We start from the raw sequence: 25,223 nt of genomic DNA, 5'->3' as shown, positions 1-25,223 counted from the left end.
CCTCCAATAATTATTCTGGAGCTTCAGATGTCTGCGCCACACGATCATGCGGTCTCGTCCACGGTGTCCCTGGACGAGCTGACTCAACTGCTGGAAACGATCTTCATCCGTCACAGCACCTCGGCCGAGGTGGCCGCAACGCTGGCCGCCAATTGCGCCAACGCCGAGCGGGACGGTGCCCACAGTCATGGTGTATTCCGGATCCCGGGATATGTATCGACCCTCAACAGCGGCTGGGTCAACGGCAAGGCCGTGCCAAAGGTCGAGGACGTCGCATCAGGGTTTGTCAGTGTTGATGCCGGTAACGGTTTCGCCCAGCCTGCGCTGGCGGCGGCGCGTCCACTGCTGGTGGAAAAGGCTCGCAGTGCCGGGATCGCGATATTGGCGATCCGCAATTCCCATCACTTTGCCGCGCTGTGGCCGGACGTGGAGCCGTTCGCCGATGAAGGCCTGGTGGCGCTGAGCGTGGTCAACAGCATGACCTGCGTGGTGCCCCACGGCGCCGACCGACCCCTGTTCGGAACCAATCCGATTGCTTTCGCTGCGCCTCGGGCCGACGGGGCGCCGATCGTGTTCGACCTGGCCACCAGCGCCATCGCCCACGGCGACGTGCAGATCGCCGCACGCAAAGGCGAGAAGTTGCCGTCGGGCATGGGCGTGGACAGCCTAGGCCAGCCGACCTGCGATCCGAAGGCGATTCTCGAAGGCGGCGCGTTGCTGCCGTTTGGCGGACACAAGGGTTCGGCGCTGTCGATGATGGTGGAGTTATTGGCGGCAGCGCTGACTGGTGGCAACTTCTCGTTCGAATTCGACTGGAAGAACCATCCCGGGGCCAAGACCCCGTGGACCGGTCAGTTGCTGATCGTGATCGACCCGAGCAAAACTTCCGGGCAGAGTTTTGCCGAGCGCAGCCAGGAACTGGTCAGGCAGATGCATGGGGCAGGGCTCAAGCGTTTGCCGGGTGATCGGCGGCATTTGCAGCGGGCCAGATCATTGGCCGAGGGGATTGTGCTGGACGAGCAAACCCTGGCGCAGTTGCGTGAACTGGCGGGCGAATGACAATTGAGCGGACATGAAAAAGGCGAGCCCGATGGCTCGCCTTTTTTGTTCTTGCTCAGCGGCGGCCAAGCAACAGACCGACCACCAGACCGAAACCGGCCGAGATCGCCACCGTCTGCCATGGGTGGCCACCGATGTAGCTTTCGGTGGCATCCACCGCCGGTTTGGTGCGGTCACGCACGCTGGACACCGAATCCAGTGCCTGCTGCAGTTTCAGGGCGATTTGTCCGCGCAGGGTTTCCGCTTCCTCGCCGACCAGTGAAGCACTGCTTTTGAGCAGTTTGTCAGACTCTTCGATCAGAGCCTGAAGTTCGCTGAACGCTTGATCCTTGATTTGATCTTCAGCGGCTTGAACGGCGCTTTTGCGGGCCATTGGGTGACTCCTTGCAGGTGAATGGACAGTGAACAATGGAGTGTGGCGCTGCTTGAAAAGTTGCAGTGAATTTCTGTCAGGAAGAAAAACCAGCGCCGGAGATTTCCCTCCAGCGTGTAAGATGTCGCCATTTCATGCAGCAGGTAATTCCCCATGAGTTTCAATCTGGCCGACAAATCCCTCGCAGAGCGCGCTGCGCTGGAAGACGAGAAATCCCGACTGTTCGAACTCTGGCAGAACAATCTGGGCAAAGCCAAGGGCGAAGCCGCGCGATTGTTCGGCGAGCGCTCCAAGCGCAAAGGCAAATGGGCAGAATTCGTTCGCGCTGAACTGGACGGCATGTCGCCGCCGGAGTTCGCCAACATGGTGCGCAGTGAAGTCAACCGGCTGATGGCGGCCAACAAGTAATCATTCGGTCCTGAAACTGGCGGAAATCGCTTCGCGCACTTTCAGCACCACCGGATCGATCTGGGTATTGGTGCGCCAGCCCAGTTCGACCGGGTAGCGCGGCAAGTCCAGCGGGCAGGGCAGCAGGGCCAGCCCGCTCAGTGACGCAATGGCCTGCGCCGCGTGGGTCGGGATGGTCGCCACGGCCGTACTACCCTTGAGCAGGTGCGGCAACGCCGCGAAATGCGTGGTCGAGGCGCACACCCGGCGACTCAAGCCGAGCGCTGCCAGCCCTTCATCGGTGATCCCGATAAAACCGCCCGAGGACACCAGTATGTGTTCCCGGGTGACGAACTCCTCCAGACCGATCTGCTGCTGGCCGGGCGCAAGGCTCGCCGGATCCACCAGGCACGCGTAACCCCCTTCACCCAATACCTGACGGCTGAGCAGCCGCTCGGCGAACCCGCCGGCGGTGATTGCCAGGTCGATGCTGCGCTCCATCAGGGCCCGGGCGACGATCTGGCTGTGGGTCTGGCGGAAGATCAGCCGCAGCTTCGGCGCCCTTCGACCGATTTCTTCGATCAGGCGCCGCCCGTAGGCGATTTCGAAATCATCCGACAGCCCGACACTGACCGAGCGCCCGTCGTACTGATTGGCCGCCGGATCGACCATCGCCAGGCTCTGACGGCACTTGTTCAGGGCATCACTAACCACAGGCTTCAGCTGATTGGCCTTGAGCGTGGGCGCCAACCCCCTACCAGTGCGCACAAACAATTGATCGCCGTACACCTCACGCAACCGGCGCAATGCCGCGCTAACCGCTGATTGCGTCACGCCCAGACGCAACGCTGCGCGGCTGGCACTGGACTCTTCATGCAGCGCTTCAAAGACTTTCAGCAGGTTGAGATCGACGGTGGCGATATTCATTTGGTTCATATCATTCAGCAGTGAGTAGGGCTTTATTCATGATCCCGTGGCGCCGGAGAATGAGCAACACCTGAACTTCACGGAGTGACCGCCATGCCAAAATCAATCGTTGCCGCCCTGCAGATCGGTGCCTTGCCCGGTGGCAAGGGTGAAACCCTGGAACAGATTCTGAGCTGGGAAGGCGCCATCATCGAGTCCGGTGCCGCGTTGGTCGTGATGCCCGAAGCGCTGCTCGGCGGTTACCCGAAAGGCGAGGGCTTCGGCACGCAACTGGGTTATCGCTTGCCCGAAGGGCGTGAGGCCTACGCCCGTTACTTCGCCAATGCCATCGATGTGCCGGGCGTGGAAACCGAAGCGTTGGCCGGACTGTCGGCGCGTACCGGGGCCAATCTGGTGATCGGCGTGATCGAACGGGTCGGCAGCACACTGCATTGCACCGCCCTGTATTTCGACCCGCAGGCGGGCCTGGTGGCCAGACACCGCAAACTCATGCCCACCGGCACCGAGCGGCTGATCTGGGGCAAGGGCGACGGTTCAACATTGCCGGTGCTCGACACTCAGGTCGGCAAGCTCGGCGCGGTGATCTGCTGGGAAAACATGATGCCGCTGCTGCGCACCGCGATGTACGCCAAGGGCATTGAGGTCTGGTGCGCGCCGACCGTGGACGAGCGCGAGATGTGGCAGGTCAGCATGCGCCACATCGCCCATGAAGGGCGCTGCTTTGTGGTCAGCGCCTGTCAGGTGCAGGCCTCGCCGAATGAGTTGGGCGTGGAGATCGCCAACTGGCCGGGGGATCGACCACTGATCGCCGGTGGCAGCGTGATCGTCGGGCCGATGGGCGATGTGCTGGCCGGGCCGCTTCGGGGCGAGGCCGGATTGCTCACCGCCGAAATCGACACCGATGAACTGGTGCGGGCCCGCTATGACTACGACGTGGTCGGCCACTATGCACGGCCGGATGTGTTCGAGTTGAGCGTGGACGAGCGCGCCAAACCCGGTGTGCGCTTCACCGCTTGAGGCGCTGCTGTTGCCACTCCTCACGGGTGATTTCCCAGATTTCCCGTGGGAAGCGGCCGCTGACGAAGTCGTCCTCATCAGTGCGGATCAAGCGCATGCCGGTGCGTTCCGAGAGCTTTCGGGAGCCAATGTTCGGTGCGGCCTTCGGTACGCGCATCAGCGGTTGATCGAGGGTTTCGAACCAGTAGCGGGTCACGGCTTCGCTGGCTTCGGTCATCAGGCCCTGGCCCTGCCAGGCCGGGGCAAGCCAGAACCCGCGATGGTTGTCCGTCTCGTCCATCAGGCTGATGTTGCCGATCAATTGCTCAGGTGCCGACTTGAGACGAATCGTCCAGTGCCACTCTTTGCCCGCCGCAATCGCCGGCAGCGCAATGTCGCGCAGGTAGGTGAGGGCGCCATCGTCCGGATAGGGCCAGGGCACCAAAGCGTTCAGGTAACGCACCACTTCCCAGTGCGCAAACTGCTGCTGGATGGCCTCGGCGTCCGCCAGTTCCAGCGGGCGCAGAATCAGCCGTTCGGTGTACAGCGTGGGCGTGTCTTCCATAAGCCTGCGACTTCCATGTTTTCTGACGTTGTGCGCTGCAGGCTACCGCATCTTTACCAGGTTGCGGCACTGGCTCGCGGCAGGCTGAGTTTGCCGCTGTCGACAAAACGCATGGTGCCAAACACACCGCCCGCCAGTTTGCCGCGCAGCACATAAGGCAGGTTGTCGAGGGATTGCGTCTGGCTCAGACCCAGGGTCTGGCGCAACACCGAGAACGCCGAAATGCTCACCGGGACGCTGACGATGGCTTCGGAAAACCGGGGAATGGAACCGCTCTGATCGCTGACACCGGACGCAAACGAATGCCCGTTCACGTCAAGATCCAGCGCGATGCCGTTGTAATTGATGGCGGTTTCATTGGGGTTCTGCACCCGCAGCTTGATAGCGAAGCGCACTTCCAGGTCCTGGCTCGGCAGCGGTTCGACGCCGACCACGTTGATGTTCACCGGGTCGCGGTTGGGGAACAGCGCACAGGCGCTGAGGGAGAGCAGAAGCAGGGACAGGATGACGGCTTGGAGACGGCGCATTGATGCTCTCTCATTGAAAAAGGGCTGAACCGTTGCCGGTATCAGCCCTTTTTTCATCGAGCGGACAGGATCAACGGTTCAACTGTGCGACAGCGGCCGGGGAGGCAGGTTCACCTTTGGCCGGCACGTCGGGGTTTTCCATGACCTGAAGGATAGAGGCTTCCGGGTCGAAGTCATCCTCTTCCAGTTCGATGAACTCTTCCGGCAGGAAGATGTTCAACACGATCGCACACAGCGCACCGACGGTGATCGGCGATTCGAAAATATTGCGCAGCGCCTGCGGCAGTTCGCGCAGCACTTCCGGCACGGCGGCGATGCCCAGGCCCATGCCGACGGAAATCGCCACGATCAGCATGTTGCGTCGATGCAGGCCGGCCTCGGCGAGGATCTTGATCCCGGCCACCGCCACGGTGCCGAACATCACCAGCTCTGCGCCGCCGAGCACCGGTTTCGGCATCAGTTGCAGCACCGCGCCGATCATCGGGAACAGACCCAGCAGCACCAGCAGGCCGGCAATGAAGAACGCCACGTAGCGGCTGGCCACGCCGGTGAGCTGAATCACCCCGTTGTTCTGGGCGAAGGTCACCATCGGCATGCTGTTGAACACCGCTGCCATCGCGGAGTTGAGGCCGTCGGCCAGCAGCCCGGACTTGATCCGGCGGATGTACAACGGGCCCTTGACCGGTTGCCGGGAAATCATCGAGTTGGCGGTCAGGTCACCGGCAGCCTCCAGCGGCGACACCAGGAAAATCACCGCCACCGGCACAAACGCCACCCAGTCGAAGTTGAAGCCGTACTTGAACGGCACCGGCACGCTGACCACCGGCACTTCGGGCAGGTTGGCGAAATCCACGGTGCCCATCAGCCACGCCACCACGTAGCCGAGGGTCAGGCCGATGACGATCGCGCCCAGACGCAGGAACGGCACGTCGACCCGGTTCAACACCACGATGGTGCCCAGCACCAGCGCCGCCAGGAACACATGGCTGCCCGCGCCCAGATCCGCCGCGCCGAAGCCGCCGGCAATGTCGGTCATCGCCACTTTGATCAGCGACAGGCCCATCAGCGTGATGATGGTGCCGGTCACCACCGGGGTGATCAGCATGCGCAGCTTGCCGATGAACTGGCTCAGGACCACTTCGATGAACGCGGCGAAGAAACACACGCCGAAGATCGTCGACAGGATCTCATCGGTGCTGCCGCCCCGGGCCTTGACCATGAAACCGGCGCTGAGGATCACGCTGATAAAGGAAAAACTGGTGCCCTGCAGGCACAGCAGTCCCGAACCGACCGGGCCGAAACGCTTGGCCTGGACGAACGTACCGAGGCCGGAGACGAACAGCGCCATGCTGATCAGGTACGGGATTTCACTTTGCAGACCGAGGGCGCCGCCCATGATCAGGGTCGGGGTGATGATGCCGACGAAGCTGGCCAGCACGTGTTGCAGCGCGGCAAACACCGTCGCGGTGAAGTGCGGACGGTCGTTGAGACCGTAGATGAGATCGTTGTTGCGCGGGGCTTTTTCAGAGACGGTCATGGTGGTTTGCGTGCCGCAATGCGGGGCCGGGTCGGAAAATGGGTGCGCAGGATGCCGCAAGCGAGGGGCGAGGGCAACGCATTAAAACTGCCCAAAAGGTCAGGTTCGACCAAAGGCTGACAGCAGATCTTCCTCAAACGCCTTTTGCGCATCCCCCGGCACCTGTGCCCGATGCCGGGCCAGATGAAACGCCACTTCGAAGCTTAACTCGCCTTCCAGCACCGGACGCAGCAGTCCTTTATCCTGCCATTGACGGGCGTAATGGCTGGGCAGATAGCCGAGGTGTTTGCCGGACAGAACGAAGGCGAGGGTGCCTTCGACCTGTTCCGAGCGCGCCGAGCAGACCTTGCCCTGAAACGGTTCGTCGCTGCGCAGAAAACGGTACGGATGATCGACCCGGTCACACGCCTGCAACGCCGCTTCATCGGGGGCATCGTTGGTGAACAGCGGATGGCCGGGCGCGCAATACAGATGCTGGGTTTCGCTGAACAATTCGCGGTAATCAAAGGCACTCTGCACCTGGGAGAAGTAACCGATGGCCAGGTCCAGCCGCTGTTGCAGCAGCAGGCGCTCCATTTCGCCGGGCATGGCGCTGATCAGCTCGATGCGCACCGATTCGTCTCGTTCGCGAAAGCGCCGGATCGCCTCGGCCACCCGTTGCAGCACCGATTGATCGACCGCTTCCGACAGGCCCAGCCGCACTTCGCCGATCAGGCGTCCGGCCACGCCGTTGGATTGATGACGGAAGGTTTCGATCGAATCGAACAGACTGCGCGCAGCAATCAGCAGTTGCTCGCCTTTGGGAGTGAGGCTGAAACCACCCTTGCCACGGTTGCACACTCGATAGCCGAGACGGGTTTCCAGCTTGGCCATTTGCTGGCTGATGCTCGACTGGCTCAGCCCCAGCTCACCTTGGGCGGCGCTGAAACCGTTGGACTCGACCACGCCGAGAAACAGGCGCAGCAGCTGCAAATCGACATCGTGGAGCTGACTGAGCATTACATTACTCCGGCATAAAGTCAGGTTAACAAACTTGATATTTTTGCAATGTATCCGACGGCGCATCCTGCCACCACTTCCTCCGGTCAGGTGTACGTCATGGCTCCCTTGTTCAAGTTGTGTTTGCCCGCGCTGTTGCTCTCCGTCTCCATCGCCGCCCAGGCCGAGGACAAGACGCTCAACCTCTATAGCTGGGCCGATTACGTTGCGCCGGAAACCTTGCAGCGCTTTGAAAAGGAAACTGGCATTCATGTGCGCTACGACACGTTCGACACCTCCGAGGTGCTGGAAACCAAACTGCTGACCGGCGGCAGCGGCTACGACGTGGTGGTGCCGTCGTCCAGCGTGCTGGCCCGTGGATTGGCCGCCGGCGCATTGAAGGAAATCCCTCACGAAGGGCTCAAGGGTTACGCCAATCTCGATCCCGATCTGTTGGAAAAGCTGGCGGCGGTCGATCCCGGCAATCGCTACGGCGTGCCCTACACCTGGGGCACGCTCGGTCTGGGCATGAATGTCGAGGCAGTCAAGCAACGGCTGCCGGACGTGCCGCTCAACAGCCTCGATCTGCTGTTCAAGCCCGAATACGCCAGCAAGCTCAAGGACTGCGGGATCGCCATTCTCGACTCGCCGCAGGAAGTGATCGGTCTGGCGCTGCACTACCTCGGCAAGGATCCCTACAGCACCGACAAGAACGATCTGGCCGCCGCCGAAGCCTTGTTGCAGAAGTTGCAGCCCTCGGTGCTCTACGTCGCCACGGGCCGGCAGATCAGCGATCTGGCCAACGGCAGCGTGTGCCTGGCGCTGACCTATAACGGCGATGCGAGCATGGCCGCCGATCAGGCACGCAAGGCCAACAAGCCGTTCGAGGTCGCTTACCGCATCCCGAAAGAGGGCACGCTGGTGTGGCAGGACAACCTCGCCATCCCCAAGGACGCGCCGCACCCGGAAGCTGCGCGGGCCTTCATCGAATTCATGTTGCGCCCTGAATCCGTGGCGGCGCTGACCAACTCACTGTTCTTCGCTACCGCCAACCAGGCCGCCACGCCGCTGGTGGACGAAGCGGTGCGTAACGATCCGGACATTTACCCGAAACCCGAAGTGCGCGAGCGGCTGTACGCCGACCGCAGCATGAGCCTCAAGGACATGCGGCAGCGCACGCGCCTGTGGACCACTTTCCGTAGCCATCAATAACGCTGGATAAACACCAAAGGAGCACATCGATGGACGTGCCAATGCAAAACGATCAGGCCCTGACCCGTCACAGCCTTTACGGCACCGCTGCCGAAAGCACCTACGCCGGGATCACCAGTTTCATGCGCCGGCGCTACAGCCGTGACCTGCGCGGAGTGGACGTGGTTGTCAGCGGCGTGCCGTTCGACACCGCCACCAGCAACCGTCCGGGCGCCCGTTTCGGGCCGCGCGGGATTCGTGCGGCGTCCACCGGGATCGCCTGGGAACGACACTGGCCATGGGCATTCGACCCGTTCGATCATCTGGCAGTGATCGATTACGGCGATTGCGACTTCGATTACGGCTCGCCGCACACCATTCCGGAAAGTATCGAGGCTCACGCCGAACACATCCTCAGCTCCGGCAGTGCGATGCTCACATTCGGCGGCGACCACTTCATCAGCTACCCGCTGCTCAAGGCCCATGCGCGCAAGCACGGCAGGCTGTCGTTGATCCACTTCGACGCCCACAGCGACACCTGGCCAGACGAGGGCGGCAAACGGGTCGACCACGGCACCATGTTCTGGCACGCGGCGCGGGAAGGGCTGGTGGATCCGGCGCGCTCGGTGCAGATCGGTTTGCGCACCACCAATGACGATCATCAGGGCTTTCAGGTGCTGGACGCACGGCAGGTGCATCGGCGGGGCTGTGAAGCGATTGTCGAGGCCATTCGCGCGCGGGTCGGCGATAACCCGGTGTACCTGACGTTCGATATCGACTGTCTCGATCCAGCGTTTGCTCCGGGCACCGGTACACCGGTCTGCGGCGGGTTGAGCACCGTGCAGGCGCTGGAAATCCTCGGAGGCCTGCGCGGGATCAATCTGGTGGGCATGGACGTGGTGGAAGTGGCCCCTGCATACGACCATGCGGACGTGACGTCGCTGGCGGCGGCGACGCTGGCGATGGAGATGCTGTGTCTTTACGCGGCGAGGCATAAAGTCGACGCGTAATCGGCTCTGGGCCTGGTGAAAGCTCCTGACAATTTCTGACACCAGGCTCTGCTAAGCTCCGGCAAATTTCTGTCCAGAGCCTCGCATCGTGTCGCGAACCACTCGTTTACTGACTTTGCTGCAAGTGCTGCGCGGCAAGAAACGCCCGGTCACCGCGGCGACGCTGGCCTCCGAGCTGGAAATCTCCGAACGCACCCTCTATCGCGACATCGCCGAACTGACGGCGCTCGGCGCGCCGATCCACGGCGAGGCGGGCATCGGTTATGTGCTGCGCAGCGGTTTGTTTCTGCCGCCGCTGATGCTCAACGCCGATGAGACCGAAGCCATCGTTCTGGGCTTGCGTTACGTCGATCAGCGCGGCGACGAGGTCCTGAGCAAAGCCGCAGCGGATGCGCTTGCAAAAATTGCGGCGGTGCTGGATCCCCAGGCTCAGGAGGCGATGCGCAACCCGACGGTGATGCCCGGGCCGCCCGGTTACGGGTTTCCGCAGAACGTGGTGCCGTTGAATGTGTTTCGTCAGGCGATCCGCGACCAGGCCAAGCTGCACATCGATTACGCCGACGCACAGCAGGTGCCGAGCCAGCGGCTGATCTGGCCTTTGGCGCTGGGGTTTCTCAACGAGGTGCGGATCATCGTGGCGTGGTGCGAGTTGCGCAGTGCGTATCGCACGTTTCGTACCGACCGCATTGCCGCCGCCAGCCTGCAGGGCGAGCGTTATCCGGGACGCCGCAGCGACCTGCTGCGCACCTGGCAGCGCCAGATGCAACTGGACGACAACGGGCGTTTCACTCCTGACAAAAACTGACGCAGGGCTGTTCTAGGATGGCGTCAGAACCGAAAACAAGGAGTTGCACTCATGTTCCATCCCACCTCGATACTCGCCCCGGCCATCGTTGAGTACATCAACGCCGCCAATGCTCGCGATACGTCCCGGGTTGGCAGTTTTTTCGCCGAGGATGCCCATGTGTTTGATGAAGGCCGCCATCAGGTCGGCCCGCAGGCCATCGCCGACTGGATGCAAGACACCGCCCAACGCTATCAGCCGCGGGTCGAGGTGCTGGGCGTCCAGCAGCGCACCGGCAAAGTGCTGGTGCAAGGGCTGATTTCCGGGACGTTTCCCGGCAGCCCGCTGGAGCTGCGCTACACCTTCCGCCTCAACGAGCAGGGCAAAATCGCACGGCTGGATATTTCCGTGTAGCCGTCGTGGCATACTGCCGCGCATGACTTTCGACTCTCCCCTAAACGCCTGGCAACATGCCGTCGAGCACAAGGGCTTCATCCAGGATGAAGCCCAGGAGCACGCGGTCTGGGCGTTGCAAAAATGCCACGAAGCCCTGCACGCCGGTGCCCGTTCGGTCACCGGCGTCTACCTGTGGGGCCCGGTCGGGCGCGGCAAGACCTGGCTGATGGACCAGTTCCATCAAAGCCTGCGGGTGCCGGCGCGGCGGCAGCACTTTCATCACTTCATGGGCTGGGTGCACCAGCGTTCCTTTCAGTTGACCGGGATCGCCGATCCATTGCGGGCCTTGGCCCGGGAACTGGCGGCCGAAGTGCGGGTGCTGTGCTTCGATGAACTGTTCGTCAATGACATCGGCGACGCGATCATCCTCGGGCGGTTGTTTCAGGTGATGTTCGACGAAGGCGTGGTGGTGGTCTGCACCTCCAACCTGCCGCCGGATCAACTGTATGCGGACGGATTCAACCGCGACCGCTTCCTGCCGGCGATCACCGCAATCAAGCAACACATGCAGGTGGTCGCGGTAAACGGCGCCGAAGATCATCGATTGCATCCGGGGGCCATCGAACAGCGCTATTGGGTTGCATCACCGGGGCAGGGTAGCGCGCTGAATCAGGTGTTCGACGCATTGGCCGCCGGGCAAACCGTCAGCGACGAACCGGTGCGGGTCGGTTACCGCGCCTTGAACGTGGTGCAGGCCAGTGATTCGGTGCTGTGGTGCCGTTACGCCGACCTGTGCGAGCAACCGTTCGCCGCCATGGACTTCATCGCGCTGTGCGACACCTACCGGGCTATCCTGTTGAGCGAGGTGCCGAACCTGAGCGCGCAAAAGCGTGAAGGGCGGATCGCCCGTGGCACCGAGGACGGCGCGGAGCGGGTGGTGGCCGGCGACCGTGAATTGCCGCAACTGTCGGTGCACGATGACGGCGTGCGACGCTTCATTGCGCTGGTCGACGAGTGTTACGACCGCAAGGTGCCGCTGTACATCGAGGCCGATGTACCGATGGACGCGCTGTACACCGAGGGCTATCTGGAGTTCCCGTTCCGCCGGACCCTCAGCCGTTTGCAGGAGATGCAGCTGCAACGCTTTGCCGACACTTGATGCACGGAGGGCGCGACATGCCTCAGCCACTGTCCCATCACTTGCTGACCATGGCTTATCAGAACGCTTGGGCCAACCATCGACTGGCCAAGGCCTGGCTGCAGCTCGACGACACGGAGCTGGCGGCACCCAGGGTCAGTTTCTTCCCGAGCATTCGCCTGACCCTCAATCACATCCTCACCTGCGACTGGTTCTACGTCGATGCGTTGGAACGCGAGTTGCGCGGTGACGAACCGCATCCCGACTGCTACGTGTTCTTCAATGCAGACGAACCCTTCACCGAGGCACAGTCCTTGCGCCGCGAACAGGCCCATGTCGACCGTCGCTTGATCGCCTATTGCGAACAACTGCGCGATGCCGATCTGGGGCGCATCGTCACCATCGCCCGGGACACGCCGCAGCACGACAGCCGTCTGCGGATGATTTCGCACCTGTTCGAACATCAGATCCACCATCGTGGCCAGGTCCACGCCATGCTCAGCGGCACGCCGGTGAAACCGCCGCAACTGGATGAATTTTTCTGCGCCGGTGAATCCGGGTTGCGGGCCGAGGATTTCGCCGAGCTGGGCTGGACCGAAGAACTGATCTGGGGCCACTGAGACGGTCGGGTTGTGGTCGCAGGTTGCCTCGCGCTAAGGTCGGTGAGCCTTTCAGTGCGTATGAAACGCACCGGGGCCCGTGCGATCGAGGATGGAAATGGATTCCGCAGAGATTCTTGTGCTTCAAGCCAGCTATACCAACCCGCTGCATGCCGAGGCCATCGGTGTGGTGCTCAATCATTACGCTGAAGATCCTATGGGTGGCGGTCATCCCATTGCCCCCGAACTGTTGCAGCAACTGCCCGCAGAGCTGGCCAAGCGGCCTCACGCCTTCAGCGTCCTGGCCTTTGTCGGCGGGGAGCCGGCGGGGCTGGTGAACTGCTTCGAGGGTTTTTCGACCTTCGCCTGCAAACCACTGGTCAACGTGCACGACGTGTCGGTGGTGACAAAGTTTCGAGGATTGGGACTGAGTCAGAAAATGCTGCGCAAGGTCGAGGAAATCGCCCGTCAGCGCGGCTGCTGCAAGATCACCCTGGAAGTGCTCGAAGGTAATGCCGTCGCTCAGGGTTCCTACGCCAAATTCGGCTTTGCGCCGGGCATGTTCGACCCCAATCACGGGCGCATGCTGTTCTGGATCAAGGAACTGCAGGCATAAAAAAGGCGCCCCGAAGGGCGCCCAACTGTCATCTGCGAAGCCAGAGCGGAGCCATCGCAGGTCCATCGGTAAACCTTGTTACATCACGGACGGTAATGCTCGGTGACCTGTGCGGTCTGGTCGTCCGGAACGCGGAGTTCGTTGGTTTTGGTGTCAGCCTGTTGGCTTTGGGCGGTGTGGACCGGGAAGTTTTCCCAGTGATAGCGCATCCGCTCGGCACCGCCCTCGGCGAAAGCGCTGGCGGATGCAAGTGTGATCAGACCGGCAAGGAGTGCAGTCGTGGTTTTCATGGTTGTCTCCTACGAAAAAATGTCGGAGCCGTTCGTCCATGAATCAGTGCCTCGGGGCGCAGTGTCAGCCAGGGGTATTAACCTGGGGTTAACGCGCGTTCCGTGCAGGTTTTACCGATTGTTTCCAAGGAATGCCGGACGCAGGCTGCACGCGCCGCTGACGCGTGCAGATCGCAGGGGAGGGCTTAGAGTTTCCAGTCGAGGCTCAGTGTTACGGTGCGCGGATCGCCCCAGAACACGCCGTTGTAGAAGCCGACGTTGTCGTAATACTTCTTGTCGAACAGATTGTCGACGTTCAGGGAAGCCGACAGATGTTTGTCGAATTCATAACGCGACATCAGCTTGACCACGGTGTACGCCTCCTGACGAATGCGCGCAGGTTCAGTGATGATCCGGCCGTTGGCGCCGCGCCCGATCGGCCGTTTGGCGTTGCCGTAGACATCGCTCTGCCAGTTGAGCGCGCCGCCGACGGTCAGCGCATGCCAGTTGCCCGGCAGGCGATAGGCGGTGGAAAGGCGGAACAGGTTCAGCGGCTGATTGGTGTTGCTGCGTTGCTTCTCACCGTTGGCCGAGTGGGTGTAGGTGTAACCGGCGGTCATGTTCCAGCCATCATGAATCTCGCCGGAGACTTCGGCTTCGAAGCCATTGACCTTGTTGCCCTTGCCGCCGGACTTGTAGAACTGCTCGCCTGTGTCCGGATCGGGCAGCGTCGATTCATCGAGCTCGGCGACGTTGTCCTGCTTGCTCCAGAACACTGCGGTGGAAACGTTCAGGCGCTCCTCCAGCAAACTGCCTTTGAGCCCCACCTCATAGTTGCTGCCAACCACCGGATCGATGTAATTGCGGCTGGCGTCGCGCACGCCCTGTGGTTTGAAAATGTCGGTGTAGCTGACATACGCGGTGTATTCCGGCGTCAGGTCGTAGAGCAGGCCGGCATACGGCGTCCACATGTCGTTGTGTTGCTGGCTGCTGGCATCGACACCAGTCAGTTGCAGGTTCTGATCGTAGGCATACGTCTTGCTGGAGGCCTCCCAGCTGCCGTAGCGACTGCCCAGCACCGCGTGCAATTCGTCGGTCAGGCTCAGGCGCGTGGCAAGGTAGCCTGCCTTTTGCCGGGTGCTGTCCTTGAAGCTCGGCAGGCGGGTGGTGGTGTCGGGGTACTTGTTGATGCCGCCCATGTATTTCCAGTCGCGCACGCTTTCGTAATCGGATGCGCGCGGGCCATCAACGTTGAACGGATCTCTCGAGCGGCGCTCGGCCTCGCCGTAGCCGAACATCAATTCGTGTTCACGGCCAAACAGCGAGTAAGGGCCGGCCAGATTGAGGTCGTAGGCGCGCATGCTCTGGTCGCCGATCATGTGGCCGATGGTCGCGGTCATGCCGCTGCGGTCGGGTTCCGGGTAACCGGAGCCTGCGTAGTAGACCTTACCGTCACCGTCGCTCTTGCGGTGGGTGTAGGCCGCCTTCAAATGCCAGCCAGCCGCCAGTTGCTGATCGAGGGTGGTGAACGCGGTCTTGTCGCGCAACGGCCATGAGCTCCACGAAGTCGCCATGTTGGTCGAGCGACCGAGGCCGGCCTTGCTGCCGTCGGCATTCCAGTACGGTGTGGTGCCCCACGAGGTGCCTTGCACCTGTTTGTCCTGGTAGTCATAACCGACTGCAAGCACGGTCGAATCGGTGAGGTCGGCTTCGAGGATGCCGTAGCCGACTTCCCGTTGCAGGGCATACTTGTCGCGGAACGAACCGCTGTCGCGATAGGCCAGCACACTGCGGCCACGCAGGCGCCCGTCGAATGCCAGCGGTCCTCCGACGTCGACGTAACTGTAGTAATCGTCGTAGCTGCCGCCGCTGACGCCAGCCAATGCCTGCAGTTGCGAGGTCGGGCGCTTGCGTACCATGTTGATCGTGGCCGAGGGATCGCCGGCGCCGGTGGTCAGGCCGGTGGCTCCGCGTACCACTTCGATGCGGTCGTAGATGATGGTGTCGGCGTCAGACTTCATGTAGCTGAAGGTATTGAGCATCCCGTCGATCTGGAAGTTGTTGATCGAGTACCCGCGAGACGAATAACTGACCCGATCCGAATCGTTGTGCTGCACCACGATGCCGGTGGTCTGGCTCATGGCCTCCGACAATGTACCGAGCTTGAAATCATCCATTTGCTGACGGGTGACCACGGACACCGATTGCGGGGTTTCCTTGATCGACAGGTTCAGCCTGGTCGCGGTGTTCATCGCGCCGGTGGTGTAGGACTCCGTGTTCTCGGTGTTGCTGCCCAAGCCTTGGGCGGTGACGCTGGTCGAGGCGAGTTCGAGGGCCGTGGCAGCGGGCTCCGGTTGCTTGTCGGCGTCGGTTTCGGCCAGCAGGTCAGGGCTCAGGGCCACGCTGCACAGGCCGAGGGTGAGGGTCATGGAACGGGTGATGGGCGCGAACATCGCAGCCGACTCCTTGTCTTCGAGGGAAAATTTCCTTTGGTTCAAAGACGAAGCGGGAGAGGGCGATTTAGTAACAAACGAGAAATATTGTCATTTCGAGGTGTTGCGACAGAATGAAAAAAGGGCCGTTTCCGGCCCTTTTCAGGTTACTGCTTGACCACTTCTTTCGGCGCTTCGTCGGGCTTTTTCGGCTTCATCAGACTGAAGTCGATCAGTGCTCGCTGTTCACGCTCGTAAGGGTTGCCGATCAACAGCGGACGCTGTTTGAAGCTGTCGCTGACGATGCTTTTGCTGCGGTCCAGTTCATCGAAGCTCAGACCGGCCAGGTCCGCCCAGGTGTGAATCAGGTGGGCGCTGCTATACGGCCGGCTCAGATCCGCGGCGAAACTCCAGTCGTGGTTTTCACGCCACTTCGGCGACGCCCAGGCCATGAACGGAATGGTGTACATCGGCGCGGTCGGTTTGTTTTCGTTACGACCCAGGGTGTTATGGCCCGCCGAGTCGAACACGTCTTCACCGTGGTCGGAGAGGTACAGCAGGAAGCCGTTCGGATCGGACTTGGCGTAGTCCTTGATCAGGCTCGAGACCACGAAGTCGTTGTACAGCACCGCGTTGTCGTAGCTGTTGTAGGTCGGCACCTGATCGTCACGCACGCCAGCCGGAACGCCATTGCGGTCCTGGAACTTGTCGTAGCTCGGCGGATAACGGTACTGGTAGCTCATGTGCGTGCCCAGCAGATGCACGACGATCAGCTTGCGCGGTGCCGGGTCGGTCAGGGCCTTGTTGAACGGTTCGATCACGTCACCGTCGTACTGCGCGGCGTTCTGGTTGCGGTTGTTGTTCAGGTACACCTGCTCGTCGGCCTGTTCGGAGAAGGTCGTGAGCATGGTGTTGCGCTTGGTCATGGTCTGCTGGTTGGTGATCCAGAACGTTTTGTAGCCCGCCTGTTTCATCATGCTGACCAGCGACGGCGTGGACAGGTACAGATCCGGGTTTTCTTCGTCGGCGAAAGTCAGCACCTGCTGCAGCGCTTCGATGGTGTACGGGCGCGGGGTGACGACGTTATCGAAGACCGACAGTTGGTCCTTGAGCTTGTCCAGTTCCGGCGTGGTCTTGCGCTGATAGCCATAGAGGCTCATGCGCTGGCGGTTGGTGGACTCGCCGATCACCAGCACCAGGGTCGCAGGCTGATTGGCGCCGGCATCCTTGAGATTGTGCAGCGGCGGAATCTTGCTCGCGCTGTGGAGCATGCCCTGCATCTCGCCCAGGGTTTCCAGGTAGCGGTGATAGGCCACGGCCATCTGCCATGGCACGGCGGGTTCGATGCGGGTTTCGAATTTCTCGAAGCCGCCGGCGAAGCTGCCGGTGCGCTGGGTCTGCTTGATCAGCGGATAACCAACCACCGCGATCAGGATCGCCATGGCGGCCACGAAGGCGCGGCCACGCGGCATGTAGACCGGACGCAGGCGGGTCCACAGGAAGTAGGCGAACGCGGTGTGAGCGAGGAACGCAGGAATCATCCACCAGGCGAAGTACTGGGTGATGTACTCGCCGGCCTCCGACACGTTCGACTCGAACATGATGAAAATGACGCTCTGGGAGAATTCCTGCTGATAGATGAAGAAGTAGCCCAGGCTGGCCATCGAACACGCCCAAAGCATCACGCCGATCACGGCGGCGAGCAGGCGGGTGCGTTTGGGGAACAGCAGCATCGGCGCGAGCCAGACTGCGCTCATCACGAATGCCTGACGGAATCCGGTGAAGCCAGAGGTGCCGGTCAGCTGGATCAGCAGTTGAGTGATACCGGAGAAGTACCAGAAGAACACAAACAGCCAGATGAAACCGGCCCAGTCAAAACCTGCCGCAGCAGTCTTGCTGCGTTTAAACCATGCCATTCAGCACTCCAACTCAGTCACCATTGCCACCGCCGGGACGTTTCATGAAATCGGGAGCATGAAACCGACGAACGGAAGCCGCGCGCGGACACGCACGGCAGAATGGGCCGGAGTATCAACAAGCGAATGTGAAAACTTCGTTAGTTGCCGCAAATGGCAGAGGGCGGATCATGTCGGGAACGGCAGGGCTGCGGTTCCCGGATCCGGCGGGCGATCAGGCGTGGGGTGAGCGCTGGACGCGTGGCAGAGGCTTTGGCTCGACGCCTTGGGTCATCAGGCGCAGTTGCGCCAGCTCTTGTTTAAGCTGGTCGCGTTCGTCCTTCAACTGACGAAGTTCATCGCGGCGGATCGTGACGTACAGGGTTTGTGGCGGCATTGCTGTGTGTACTGTGCCCATTGCTCACCTCGCAAATGGCGTGTCTCAACTGCAGATCGCTCCCGATAACGGGCGCTGATCTGCTATCGGCGCCGATTCTGGTTTCTTTTGCTCGTGAATGGAACTTTTTTATTTTTCATGGTCGTTGTGTCTTCACCACGTTTCCCGACGTTATCAGTCTGGATCGGGCACAATGCCCGGAAACTTCACACCGACGCTCTGGACTAACCTCCATGAGAGCGTTGGGCTATAACCTTTGACACACTTTTATTTGTAGTAAGGAGCATCAGCACATGCAACTCGGGATTATTGGACTGGGCCGCATGGGCGGCAATATTGCACGGCGTCTGATGCTCAACGGTCACACCACCGTTGTTTACGACCGCAATACCGCCTTTGTCGACACCCTGGCCGCCGAGGGCTCTACCGGCGTTGCCGATCTGCCTGCGCTGGTCGCAGGCCTGGCCAAGCCGCGTGCCGTGTGGGTCATGCTGCCGGCCGGCGCGCCGACCGAAGACACCATCGAAACCCTGAGCACGCTGCTCGAGGCGGGCGACACCATCATCGATGGCGGCAACACCAACTATAAGGACGATATCCGCCGGGCCAAGACCCTGGCCGAGAAGGGCCTGCACTACATCGACGTCGGCACCTCCGGTGGCGTCTGGGGGCTGGAGCGCGGCTACTGCATGATGATCGGCGGTGATGCCGAGACCGTTAAGCGTCTGGACCCGCTGTTCGCCGCACTGGCCCCGGGCATGGGCGACATCCCGCGCACCAAGGACCGCAAGTCCGACGATCACCGTGCCGAACACGGCTACATCCACGCAGGTCCTGCCGGTGCCGGTCACTTCGTGAAGATGATTCACAACGGTATCGAGTACGGCATGATGGCGGCCTTCGCCGAAGGCTTCGACATCCTCAAGACCAAGTCCAGCGAGCTTCTGCCGGAGGATCAGCGTTTCGACCTGAACGTGGCCGACATCGCCGAAGTCTGGCGTCGTGGCAGCGTGGTGTCGTCGTGGCTGCTCGACCTGACCGCCGATGCCCTGGCGGTCGACCCGAAACTCGACGGTTTTTCCGGCTCCGTGGCCGACAGCGGCGAAGGTCAATGGACCATCGAAGCGGCAATGGAACAAAAGGTGCCGGTCCCGGTGCTGTCCAACTCGCTGTTCTCGCGCTACCGCTCCCGCGGTCAGGGCACGTTCGGTGACAAGATCCTCTCGGCCCAGCGCTTCGGCTTCGGCGGCCACGTAGAGACTGCGAAGAAATGACCCATACGATCCGCAGAAAATCCAAGGCAGAACCCGCACCACCGACCACGCTGTTTTTGTTCGGTGCCCACGGCGACCTGGTCAAGCGCTTGCTGATGCCGGCGCTGTACAACCTCAGTCGCGACGGCTTGCTTGACGAAAATCTGCGGATCGTTGGCGTTGACCACAACGCCATCACGGATGAAGCCTTCGCCCAAAAGCTCGAAGACTTCATCCGCACCGAAGTGGCGGCGAAGGTCGGCAAGGGCGATCAGATGCTTGATCCGGCTTTGTGGGCCAAGCTCGCCAAAGGTATCAGCTACGTCCAGGGCGATTTCCTGGACGACAGCACTTATTCCGCGCTGGCGGCGAAAATCGCCGACAGCGGCACCGGCAATGCGGTGTTCTACCTGGCCACCGCGCCACGTTTCTTCAGCGAAGTGGTGCGTCGCCTCGGCGCCGCGAAACTGCTGGAAGAAACCCCGGAAGCTTTCAGAAGGGTAGTGATCGAAAAACCGTTCGGCTCCGACCTGCAAACCGCGGAGGCGTTGAACGCCTGCCTGCTCAAGGTGATGTCGGAAAAGCAGATCTACCGGATCGATCACTATCTGGGCAAGGAAACCGTACAGAACATTCTGGTCAGCCGGTTCTCCAACAGCCTGTTCGAGGCCTTCTGGAACAACCACTACATCGATCACGTGCAGATCACCGCCGCCGAAACCGTCGGCGTCGAAACCCGTGGCAGTTTCTACGAACACACCGGCGCCCTGCGGGACATGGTGCCCAATCACCTGTTCCAGTTGCTGGCCATGGTGGCGATGGAGCCGCCGGCCGCGTTCGGTGCCGATGCGGTGCGGGGCGAGAAGGCCAAGGTGGTCGGCGCGATCCGTCCATGGACCACCGAAGAAGCGCGGGCCAACTCGGTGCGCGGCCAATACAGTGCCGGCGAAATCGACGGCAAGCCGTTGGCCGGTTATCGCGAAGAAGCCAACGTGTCGCCCGACAGCACCACCGAAACCTACGTGGCGCTCAAGGTGATGATCGACAACTGGCGTTGGGTCGGCGTGCCGTTCTACCTGCGTACCGGCAAGCGCATGAGTGTGCGCGACACCGAGATCGTCATCTGCTTCAAACCGGCGCCGTATGCGCAGTTCCGCGACACTGAGGTCGACGAATTGCAGCCGACCTATCTGCGCATCCAGATCCAGCCCAACGAAGGCATGTGGTTCGACCTGCTGGCCAAACGGCCGGGGCCGGCGCTGAACATGGCCAACATCGAGCTGGGGTTTGCCTACAAGGATTTCTTCGAAATGCAGCCGTCCACCGGCTACGAAACCCTGATCTACGACTGCCTGACCGGTGACCAGACGCTGTTCCAGCGCGCCGACAACATCGAGAACGGCTGGCGCGCAGTGCAGCCGTTCCTCGATGCCTGGCAACAGGACGCCAGCGTGCAAAGTTACGCTGCCGGCGAAGACGGGCCTCAGGCTGCCGATGATCTGCTGACTCGCGATGGTCGCGTCTGGCATGGTCTCGGATGAGTGAGCCGATCCGTTTTCTGCTGAGCGACATGGATGGCACGCTGTTGCTGCCCGATCACAGCCTGAGTCAGCGCACCATCGATTCCGTCCGAGCGCTGCGTAAGGCGGGTGTGTTGTTCAGCCTTGCCACCGGGCGTCCGCCCAAAGCCATGCTGCAACAGATCGAGGCCCTGGGCGTTGATCTGCCGACTGCCGCATTCAACGGCGGCACGATCGTCAATCCGGACGGCAGCATTCTGGTCGCTCACTACCTGCCAGCCACTGCGGCGTTGACGGCACTGGCGTTGTTTGCCGATCAGCCGGAGGTCGAGATCTGGGTGTTCAGTGGCGGCGACTGGCTGCTTAAGGATCCGCACGGGCCGATGGTTCCTCGCGAACAACATGGTCTGGGTTATCCGCCGGTGGTGGTCGACAGCTTCGAGCCGTATCTGGAGCGCATCGACAAGATCGTCGCGACCAGCAACAACACCGACCTGTTGATCGAGCTGGAGGCGCGTTTGCTGCCGAAGGTCGAGGGCATGGCGCAGGTGTCGCGTTCGCAGCCGGTGTATCTGGACGTGACGGCGCTGGAGGCCAACAAGGGCGCCGCACTGACGACTCTGGCCGAGCATCTCGGCGTGCCGCTGGCGCAGACCGCAGCGATTGGCGATGGTGGCAACGATCCGGCGATGTTTCATGTCGCCGGCCTGTCGATCGCCATGGGCCAGGCAGAAGACGCCGTGAAGCGTCAGGCAGACGTGGTGACCGGGCCGAACACCGAGGACGGTGTGGCGCAGGCCATCGAGAAATACATTTTGCCGCGTTGATCGACGCATAAAAAAACGGGAGCCCCAGGGCTCCCGTTGTTGTCTCTACAGCCAGTAACTCACGGCATACCAGCCGAGCAGCCCCATCACCACGGTGTAGGGCAACGCCATCCACACCATCCGTCCGTAGGACAAACGCACCAGCGGCGCAATCGCCGACGTCAGCAGAAACAGGAACGCGGCCTGACCATTGGGTGTCGCAACGCTCGGCAGGTTGGTGCCGGTGTTGATCGCAATCGCCAGGGTTTCGAAATGTTCGCGGCTCATGTGCCCGGAGAGGAATGCCTGTTTTACTTCGGTGATGTAGATCGTCGCCACGAACACGTTGTCACTGATCGCCGACAACAGACCGTTGGCGATGAACAGCATTCCCGGTTGCTGCTCGGCAGGCAGTGCCAGTACCCACTGGATCAACGGCGCGAACAGTTGCTGATCATGGATCACCGCCACCACGGCAAAAAACACCACCAGCAGCGCAGTGAACGGCATGGCGTCCTTGAAGGCGCTGCCCAGACGATGCTCGTCGGTAATGCCGGTAAATGCGGTGATCAGGACAATCACCATCAGGCCGATCAGGCCTACTTCGGCGACATGGAACGCCAGCCCGGCAATCAGAATCAATGCGGCGGCACCTTGCACCAACAGCGCGGCACGCTGGCGAGGCGTGCGTTCGGCATCGTCTTCACGGGCGTAATCGGCCAGTACCGCGCGGACATTGTCCGGCAGCAAGGTGCCGTAACCGAACCAGCGCAGTTTCTCCAGCAGCATGCAGGTCAACAGACCGGCCACCAGCACCGGCAGGGACACCGGCGCGACCTTGAGGAAGAATTCGGCGAAGTGCCAGCCCATCTCGTGGCCGATCAGCAGGTTCTGCGGCTCGCCAACCAGTGTGCAGACCCCGCCCAGCGCAGTCCCGACCGCGCCATGCATCAGCAGGCTGCGCAGGAAGGCACGGAACTGCTCCAGATCCTCGTGATGCAGCTTCGGCAAATGCTGATCGTCGCTGAATTCGCTGTCCTGACGCGGATCGTTGCCGGAGGCGACACGGTGATAGACCGAATAGAAGCCGACGGCGGCACTGATGATCACGGCGGTCACGGTCAATGCGTCAAGAAAGGCTGAAAGAAACGCCGACAAAAAGCAGAACATCAACGCCAGCAGCATCTTCGAGCGCACGCCCAACAGCAGGCGCGAGAACAGGAACAGCAGCAGATCCTTCATGAAGTAGATGCCGGCGACCATGAACATCAACAGCAGGATCACCGGGAAGTTGTGCTGTAACTCTTCATACAACGCCTGGGGCGTGGTCATCTTCAACAGCAGTGCTTCGATCAGCAGCAAGCCGCCGGGCATCAGCGGGTAGCATTTGAGCGCCATGGCCAGGGTGAAAATGAATTCGATCACCAACAGCCAGCCTGCGGCGACAGGACCTGCCGACCACAGCACCACGGCGTTGAGAATCAGGAACCCGACGATGCACGCCTTGTACCAGCGGGGCGAATGCCCGAGAAAATTGTGCGCGAACGCCTGGGCCATCGAACCGGACATCGGTTGCTCCTTGCTTTAAGAAGCGCGCAAGGTGCCGCAAGCGTTGAGCAAGATCAAGTGCGGGAAGTTTCTGTTCATGGGTTCAGATAGCGCGCCACCACGGCGCGGTAGTTGCCATCCAGCGAATAGCCGCCGACCAGAATCCCGCCTTCCGGTTGCACTGCCAGCGATGTAGCGGTATCGAGACTGCGGCCCAGTCGCGTACGCAACCAGCCGTGGCCGGCGCCGAAGCTATGGTCGAGGCGACCGTCGGCCAGGTAACGCGCAACGATGAAATCGGCCTCGACCCCGCCAATCGTCGCGCCTGCCGCGATAAGCCGGCCGTCCGGCATGCGTTGTGCGGCGCTCCACTGGCAGCCGCTGGGGCCGATGTCCAGCAGGGTGGGTTGACCGTTGTTGCAGTGCAGGTCGGCGCGACCGTTGCTGTGGACAGACAGCGCCATGCAGCGGATCGGGTCGCGGCTGCTGCCAAAGCAATGCAGGTGATTCGCGGATTCGATGATCTGGTTGACCAGCGCGCTGTGTCCCTGAGCCTTGAAGGCCAGGAAGCCGTCCAGCGCAAAGCGTTCGTCGAGCTGCCCGTCCGGCAGGTAGCGCGCGAGCAGGCCTTCCTGAGGAAAATCGATTGCGCCGGCCACCACGATTCGTCCGTCCTCTTGCAGCAACAAGCCCCCCAGCCAGGTATTGAGCAGCAAGTGCCGGACCATGACAAACCCTCGGCCGTTGAAGGTTGCGTCAAGATTACCGTCCGGTTTGACGCGGATCAGCATGCCGACATGGTCGGCCAAAGAGCAGTGGTGGTTGGCAATCAACAGAATATGCCCGTCATCCTGGACTGCAAAATCGCAGGCTTCTGCCCCCGGGACACCGGGTGGCAGCCAGGTGTCCCGGGTGCCCATGGACAGATCGCCGGGCAAACGCACTATTTTCCGGCCGTTGTCGCCGAACTCCGGGACCGGTCGGCCCTGCGCATCGAACAGGGCGAGGGCGGGCAAGGTGCGATGTTCGGACTCGTAATGCAGGCCTGCCAGCAGGATCCGCCCGTCAGGCAAGACCTGGACTTTGCTGCCCGTGGCTTCGAAACCAGAGGCGAACTGGCCGATCACGCTGCCCTGAAAGCCGAAGCCAAGATCCGCAGAACCATCATCCAGCAGGCGGGCCAGGCCGAAACGGCTGCCTTGAGGCGTGCCGACCTTGGCGGCGATCAGGATACGACCTTGCGGATCAAGTGCGACATGCTGGGTCAGGCTGGACGTGCTGCCGGAAAAATAAACCTGAGCCACGCCGTTACTGGCAAATCTCTTGTCGAGTTGTCCGGCGTTATTCGCTAGCGCCGGAAGCGCAATAGCGGACTGGATTGACATGTCTGCTCCTCCTTGCAAGTTGACCAACAGCCGGGAGCCGGGTCGGTAACTGCATGGCGAAACATTCAATCCCTGTAGTCGCACAAGTACAACTGACAGAACTAACAGGTGGAGCGTCGTTGTGTGCCAGAACAGTGACTTTTTGAACCAGTCGCAAGCCTGCCAAGCATTCAGGCGCGAAAGTGTGGAGGAAAGTTGTACAAAGTGGCTGAAGTTAAAAAGGATTCAGCAACTTGAAAGAAGAGGGCGGATGACTTGAAAGTCATCCGCATTGCCCTCGCATCAGTGTGGCATCGACCAGGACTGCAGTGCATAACCTTCGTCGCTCAGTTCAGCGCGAGCCTGTTGCAGCAGGCATTCGAGCTGGGCCGGATCGGAATAGGCGCTGCTTGGAATGCGGGTGCGACCGATCTGCGAGTTGGTGCGGTCAATAACGGTCAGGCTCAGTTCGCCATTGCCGTCTTGTGGGGCCCAGGCCACGCATTGAAAAGGTTTAAATGCGTGGTTGGCAATCAAAAGAGCTTCGTTGATACGGAGCGGGGCGGTCATGGGTTCTTCTCTCTGTAGTGCCCAATCAAGTGATGTGCCGTCGGTTGGGCTTACCGTGCGGCGAGTTACTTGTACTGATGCACGCA

Annotated in this window: 26 protein-coding genes; 13 read left to right on the top strand and 13 right to left on the bottom strand. The window is 61.4% G+C overall.

Annotation, left to right across the window (positions count from 1 at the left end; genetic code table 11):
* Positions 1 to 27 precede the first annotated feature (27 nt).
* Positions 28 to 1,059: an Ldh family oxidoreductase gene (locus OQ248_RS25920; protein WP_265814544.1), complete on the top strand. Its 1,032-nt coding sequence runs from the start codon at positions 28 to 30 to the stop codon at positions 1,057 to 1,059.
* A 55-nt stretch (positions 1,060 to 1,114) separates the two neighbouring features.
* On the opposite strand, the gene OQ248_RS25915 is transcribed toward OQ248_RS25920, so the two are convergent.
* Positions 1,115 to 1,432, bottom strand: a complete 318-nt coding sequence (locus tag OQ248_RS25915) for a DUF883 family protein (protein ID WP_016982860.1) — start codon at positions 1,430 to 1,432, stop codon at positions 1,115 to 1,117.
* A 153-nt stretch (positions 1,433 to 1,585) separates the two neighbouring features.
* Here OQ248_RS25915 and OQ248_RS25910 point away from each other — a divergent pair, with 153 nt between their 5' ends.
* Positions 1,586 to 1,840, top strand: a complete 255-nt coding sequence (locus OQ248_RS25910; protein ID WP_007957535.1) for a hypothetical protein — start codon at positions 1,586 to 1,588, stop codon at positions 1,838 to 1,840.
* Here the strand turns inward: OQ248_RS25910 and OQ248_RS25905 are convergent, their stop codons facing one another.
* Positions 1,841 to 2,755, bottom strand: a complete 915-nt coding sequence (locus OQ248_RS25905; protein WP_265814543.1) for a LysR family transcriptional regulator — start codon at positions 2,753 to 2,755, stop codon at positions 1,841 to 1,843.
* 84 nt (positions 2,756 to 2,839) lie between these two features.
* Between OQ248_RS25905 and OQ248_RS25900 the strand changes: the two genes are divergently transcribed.
* Positions 2,840 to 3,763, top strand: a complete 924-nt coding sequence (locus tag OQ248_RS25900; RefSeq protein ID WP_265814542.1) for a carbon-nitrogen hydrolase family protein — start codon at positions 2,840 to 2,842, stop codon at positions 3,761 to 3,763.
* Here the strand turns inward: OQ248_RS25900 and OQ248_RS25895 are convergent.
* From OQ248_RS25895 to OQ248_RS25880, 4 genes are all read right to left on the bottom strand, one after another.
* Positions 3,753 to 4,307 carry a GNAT family N-acetyltransferase gene (locus OQ248_RS25895; protein WP_265814541.1) on the bottom strand — a complete coding sequence of 185 codons (555 nt, stop codon included), beginning with the start codon at positions 4,305 to 4,307 and terminating at the stop codon, positions 3,753 to 3,755. The genes OQ248_RS25900 and OQ248_RS25895 overlap by 11 nt on opposite strands.
* A gap of 53 nt (positions 4,308 to 4,360) precedes the next feature.
* Positions 4,361 to 4,834: an LEA type 2 family protein gene (locus tag OQ248_RS25890; RefSeq protein ID WP_265814540.1), complete on the bottom strand. Its 474-nt coding sequence runs from the start codon at positions 4,832 to 4,834 to the stop codon at positions 4,361 to 4,363.
* A gap of 70 nt (positions 4,835 to 4,904) precedes the next feature.
* The gene (locus OQ248_RS25885) at positions 4,905 to 6,371 is read right to left on the bottom strand and encodes a nucleobase:cation symporter-2 family protein (RefSeq protein ID WP_265814539.1); all 1,467 of its coding nucleotides are present in this window, start codon (positions 6,369 to 6,371) and stop codon (positions 4,905 to 4,907) included.
* 99 nt (positions 6,372 to 6,470) lie between these two features.
* Positions 6,471 to 7,370, bottom strand: a complete 900-nt coding sequence (locus OQ248_RS25880; protein ID WP_265814538.1) for a LysR family transcriptional regulator — start codon at positions 7,368 to 7,370, stop codon at positions 6,471 to 6,473.
* Between the two features lie 99 nt (positions 7,371 to 7,469).
* Here OQ248_RS25880 and OQ248_RS25875 point away from each other — a divergent pair, with 99 nt between their 5' ends.
* The 7 genes from OQ248_RS25875 to OQ248_RS25845 all read left to right on the top strand — a co-directional run bounded on the left by OQ248_RS25875 (position 7,470) and on the right by OQ248_RS25845 (position 13,083).
* On the top strand, positions 7,470 to 8,561 hold the full coding sequence (locus tag OQ248_RS25875) for a polyamine ABC transporter substrate-binding protein (RefSeq protein WP_265814537.1): 1,092 nt from the start codon (positions 7,470 to 7,472) through the stop codon (positions 8,559 to 8,561).
* Positions 8,562 to 8,590: 29 nt separating this feature from the next.
* Positions 8,591 to 9,550, top strand: a complete 960-nt coding sequence (gene speB / locus OQ248_RS25870) for an agmatinase (protein WP_265814536.1) — start codon at positions 8,591 to 8,593, stop codon at positions 9,548 to 9,550.
* 88 nt (positions 9,551 to 9,638) lie between these two features.
* Complete coding sequence (locus OQ248_RS25865) at positions 9,639 to 10,355, top strand: YafY family protein (protein WP_114882765.1); 717 nt, start codon at positions 9,639 to 9,641, stop codon at positions 10,353 to 10,355.
* 51 nt (positions 10,356 to 10,406) lie between these two features.
* Positions 10,407 to 10,748 (top strand): nuclear transport factor 2 family protein, encoded by a 342-nt coding sequence (locus tag OQ248_RS25860; RefSeq protein ID WP_085708179.1) that lies wholly within the window; start codon positions 10,407 to 10,409, stop codon positions 10,746 to 10,748.
* Positions 10,749 to 10,770: 22 nt separating this feature from the next.
* Positions 10,771 to 11,889, top strand: coding sequence for a cell division protein ZapE (gene zapE / locus OQ248_RS25855; RefSeq protein WP_265814535.1), 1,119 nt, complete (start codon positions 10,771 to 10,773; stop codon positions 11,887 to 11,889).
* A 17-nt stretch (positions 11,890 to 11,906) separates the two neighbouring features.
* Positions 11,907 to 12,488, top strand: coding sequence for a DinB family protein (locus OQ248_RS25850; protein ID WP_265814534.1), 582 nt, complete (start codon positions 11,907 to 11,909; stop codon positions 12,486 to 12,488).
* 97 nt (positions 12,489 to 12,585) lie between these two features.
* Complete coding sequence (locus tag OQ248_RS25845; protein WP_265814533.1) at positions 12,586 to 13,083, top strand: GNAT family N-acetyltransferase; 498 nt, start codon at positions 12,586 to 12,588, stop codon at positions 13,081 to 13,083.
* Positions 13,084 to 13,166: 83 nt separating this feature from the next.
* On the opposite strand, the gene OQ248_RS25840 is transcribed toward OQ248_RS25845, so the two are convergent.
* The 4 genes from OQ248_RS25840 to OQ248_RS25825 form a co-directional block, all read right to left on the bottom strand.
* Positions 13,167 to 13,373 carry a hypothetical protein gene (locus tag OQ248_RS25840; RefSeq protein ID WP_265814532.1) on the bottom strand — a complete coding sequence of 69 codons (207 nt, stop codon included), beginning with the start codon at positions 13,371 to 13,373 and terminating at the stop codon, positions 13,167 to 13,169.
* A gap of 185 nt (positions 13,374 to 13,558) precedes the next feature.
* Entirely contained in the window at positions 13,559 to 15,805 is a 2,247-nt protein-coding gene (locus OQ248_RS25835) for a TonB-dependent siderophore receptor (protein ID WP_265814531.1), read from the bottom strand.
* A 146-nt stretch (positions 15,806 to 15,951) separates the two neighbouring features.
* On the bottom strand, positions 15,952 to 17,700 hold the full coding sequence (locus tag OQ248_RS25830; protein WP_265814530.1) for a phosphoethanolamine transferase CptA: 1,749 nt from the start codon (positions 17,698 to 17,700) through the stop codon (positions 15,952 to 15,954).
* A 214-nt stretch (positions 17,701 to 17,914) separates the two neighbouring features.
* Positions 17,915 to 18,097: a DUF6026 family protein gene (locus OQ248_RS25825; protein ID WP_085708173.1), complete on the bottom strand. Its 183-nt coding sequence runs from the start codon at positions 18,095 to 18,097 to the stop codon at positions 17,915 to 17,917.
* 272 nt (positions 18,098 to 18,369) lie between these two features.
* Here OQ248_RS25825 and gnd point away from each other — a divergent pair, with 272 nt between their 5' ends.
* Genes gnd through OQ248_RS25810 form a run of 3 tightly spaced genes read left to right on the top strand, consistent with a single transcriptional unit; the run spans position 18,370 to position 21,676 of the window.
* Positions 18,370 to 19,350: a phosphogluconate dehydrogenase (NAD(+)-dependent, decarboxylating) gene (gene gnd, locus OQ248_RS25820; protein WP_085708172.1), complete on the top strand. Its 981-nt coding sequence runs from the start codon at positions 18,370 to 18,372 to the stop codon at positions 19,348 to 19,350.
* Positions 19,347 to 20,870, top strand: coding sequence for a glucose-6-phosphate dehydrogenase (zwf, locus tag OQ248_RS25815; protein ID WP_085708171.1), 1,524 nt, complete (start codon positions 19,347 to 19,349; stop codon positions 20,868 to 20,870). The genes gnd and zwf overlap by 4 nt, the downstream gene beginning before the upstream one ends.
* On the top strand, positions 20,867 to 21,676 hold the full coding sequence (locus OQ248_RS25810) for an HAD family hydrolase (protein ID WP_265814529.1): 810 nt from the start codon (positions 20,867 to 20,869) through the stop codon (positions 21,674 to 21,676). Before zwf ends, OQ248_RS25810 begins: the two co-directional genes overlap by 4 nt.
* A gap of 45 nt (positions 21,677 to 21,721) precedes the next feature.
* Here the strand turns inward: OQ248_RS25810 and nhaB are convergent, their stop codons facing one another.
* From nhaB to OQ248_RS25795, 3 genes are all read right to left on the bottom strand, one after another.
* Positions 21,722 to 23,224, bottom strand: a complete 1,503-nt coding sequence (gene nhaB / locus OQ248_RS25805) for a sodium/proton antiporter NhaB (protein ID WP_085708169.1) — start codon at positions 23,222 to 23,224, stop codon at positions 21,722 to 21,724.
* A 74-nt stretch (positions 23,225 to 23,298) separates the two neighbouring features.
* Complete coding sequence (locus OQ248_RS25800) at positions 23,299 to 24,588, bottom strand: hypothetical protein (protein WP_265814528.1); 1,290 nt, start codon at positions 24,586 to 24,588, stop codon at positions 23,299 to 23,301.
* Positions 24,589 to 24,870: 282 nt separating this feature from the next.
* Positions 24,871 to 25,137, bottom strand: a complete 267-nt coding sequence (locus OQ248_RS25795) for a hypothetical protein (protein ID WP_085708167.1) — start codon at positions 25,135 to 25,137, stop codon at positions 24,871 to 24,873.
* Positions 25,138 to 25,223 lie beyond the last annotated feature (86 nt).

The sequence above is a fragment of the Pseudomonas sp. COW5 genome (assembly GCF_026240005.1).
In the GTDB taxonomy this organism is placed as follows: domain Bacteria; phylum Pseudomonadota; class Gammaproteobacteria; order Pseudomonadales; family Pseudomonadaceae; genus Aquipseudomonas; species Aquipseudomonas kribbensis.
This window is presented reverse-complemented; position numbering and strand designations above follow the sequence as displayed.

What these genes read in the sequence shown, in the direction of transcription:
- OQ248_RS25830 (WP_265814530.1), bottom strand. Translation starts at nt 17,700, where the DNA reads ATGGCATGGTTTAAACGCAGCAAGACTGCTGCGGCAGGTTTTGACTGG.
- OQ248_RS25835 (WP_265814531.1), bottom strand. Translation starts at nt 15,805, where the DNA reads ATGTTCGCGCCCATCACCCGTTCCATGACCCTCACCCTCGGCCTGTGC.
- OQ248_RS25880 (WP_265814538.1), bottom strand. Translation starts at nt 7,370, where the DNA reads ATGCTCAGTCAGCTCCACGATGTCGATTTGCAGCTGCTGCGCCTGTTT.
- OQ248_RS25825 (WP_085708173.1), bottom strand. Translation starts at nt 18,097, where the DNA reads ATGGGCACAGTACACACAGCAATGCCGCCACAAACCCTGTACGTCACG.
- OQ248_RS25840 (WP_265814532.1), bottom strand. Translation starts at nt 13,373, where the DNA reads ATGAAAACCACGACTGCACTCCTTGCCGGTCTGATCACACTTGCATCC.
- OQ248_RS25850 (WP_265814534.1), top strand. Translation starts at nt 11,907, where the DNA reads ATGCCTCAGCCACTGTCCCATCACTTGCTGACCATGGCTTATCAGAAC.
- OQ248_RS25795 (WP_085708167.1), bottom strand. Translation starts at nt 25,137, where the DNA reads ATGACCGCCCCGCTCCGTATCAACGAAGCTCTTTTGATTGCCAACCAC.
- nhaB (WP_085708169.1), bottom strand. Translation starts at nt 23,224, where the DNA reads ATGTCCGGTTCGATGGCCCAGGCGTTCGCGCACAATTTTCTCGGGCAT.
- OQ248_RS25915 (WP_016982860.1), bottom strand. Translation starts at nt 1,432, where the DNA reads ATGGCCCGCAAAAGCGCCGTTCAAGCCGCTGAAGATCAAATCAAGGAT.
- OQ248_RS25910 (WP_007957535.1), top strand. Translation starts at nt 1,586, where the DNA reads ATGAGTTTCAATCTGGCCGACAAATCCCTCGCAGAGCGCGCTGCGCTG.
- OQ248_RS25810 (WP_265814529.1), top strand. Translation starts at nt 20,867, where the DNA reads ATGAGTGAGCCGATCCGTTTTCTGCTGAGCGACATGGATGGCACGCTG.
- zwf (WP_085708171.1), top strand. Translation starts at nt 19,347, where the DNA reads ATGACCCATACGATCCGCAGAAAATCCAAGGCAGAACCCGCACCACCG.
- OQ248_RS25875 (WP_265814537.1), top strand. Translation starts at nt 7,470, where the DNA reads ATGGCTCCCTTGTTCAAGTTGTGTTTGCCCGCGCTGTTGCTCTCCGTC.
- OQ248_RS25905 (WP_265814543.1), bottom strand. Translation starts at nt 2,755, where the DNA reads ATGAACCAAATGAATATCGCCACCGTCGATCTCAACCTGCTGAAAGTC.
- OQ248_RS25890 (WP_265814540.1), bottom strand. Translation starts at nt 4,834, where the DNA reads ATGCGCCGTCTCCAAGCCGTCATCCTGTCCCTGCTTCTGCTCTCCCTC.
- OQ248_RS25800 (WP_265814528.1), bottom strand. Translation starts at nt 24,588, where the DNA reads ATGTCAATCCAGTCCGCTATTGCGCTTCCGGCGCTAGCGAATAACGCC.
- OQ248_RS25920 (WP_265814544.1), top strand. Translation starts at nt 28, where the DNA reads ATGTCTGCGCCACACGATCATGCGGTCTCGTCCACGGTGTCCCTGGAC.
- zapE (WP_265814535.1), top strand. Translation starts at nt 10,771, where the DNA reads ATGACTTTCGACTCTCCCCTAAACGCCTGGCAACATGCCGTCGAGCAC.
- speB (WP_265814536.1), top strand. Translation starts at nt 8,591, where the DNA reads ATGGACGTGCCAATGCAAAACGATCAGGCCCTGACCCGTCACAGCCTT.
- OQ248_RS25895 (WP_265814541.1), bottom strand. Translation starts at nt 4,307, where the DNA reads ATGGAAGACACGCCCACGCTGTACACCGAACGGCTGATTCTGCGCCCG.
- gnd (WP_085708172.1), top strand. Translation starts at nt 18,370, where the DNA reads ATGCAACTCGGGATTATTGGACTGGGCCGCATGGGCGGCAATATTGCA.
- OQ248_RS25900 (WP_265814542.1), top strand. Translation starts at nt 2,840, where the DNA reads ATGCCAAAATCAATCGTTGCCGCCCTGCAGATCGGTGCCTTGCCCGGT.
- OQ248_RS25885 (WP_265814539.1), bottom strand. Translation starts at nt 6,371, where the DNA reads ATGACCGTCTCTGAAAAAGCCCCGCGCAACAACGATCTCATCTACGGT.
- OQ248_RS25845 (WP_265814533.1), top strand. Translation starts at nt 12,586, where the DNA reads ATGGATTCCGCAGAGATTCTTGTGCTTCAAGCCAGCTATACCAACCCG.
- OQ248_RS25860 (WP_085708179.1), top strand. Translation starts at nt 10,407, where the DNA reads ATGTTCCATCCCACCTCGATACTCGCCCCGGCCATCGTTGAGTACATC.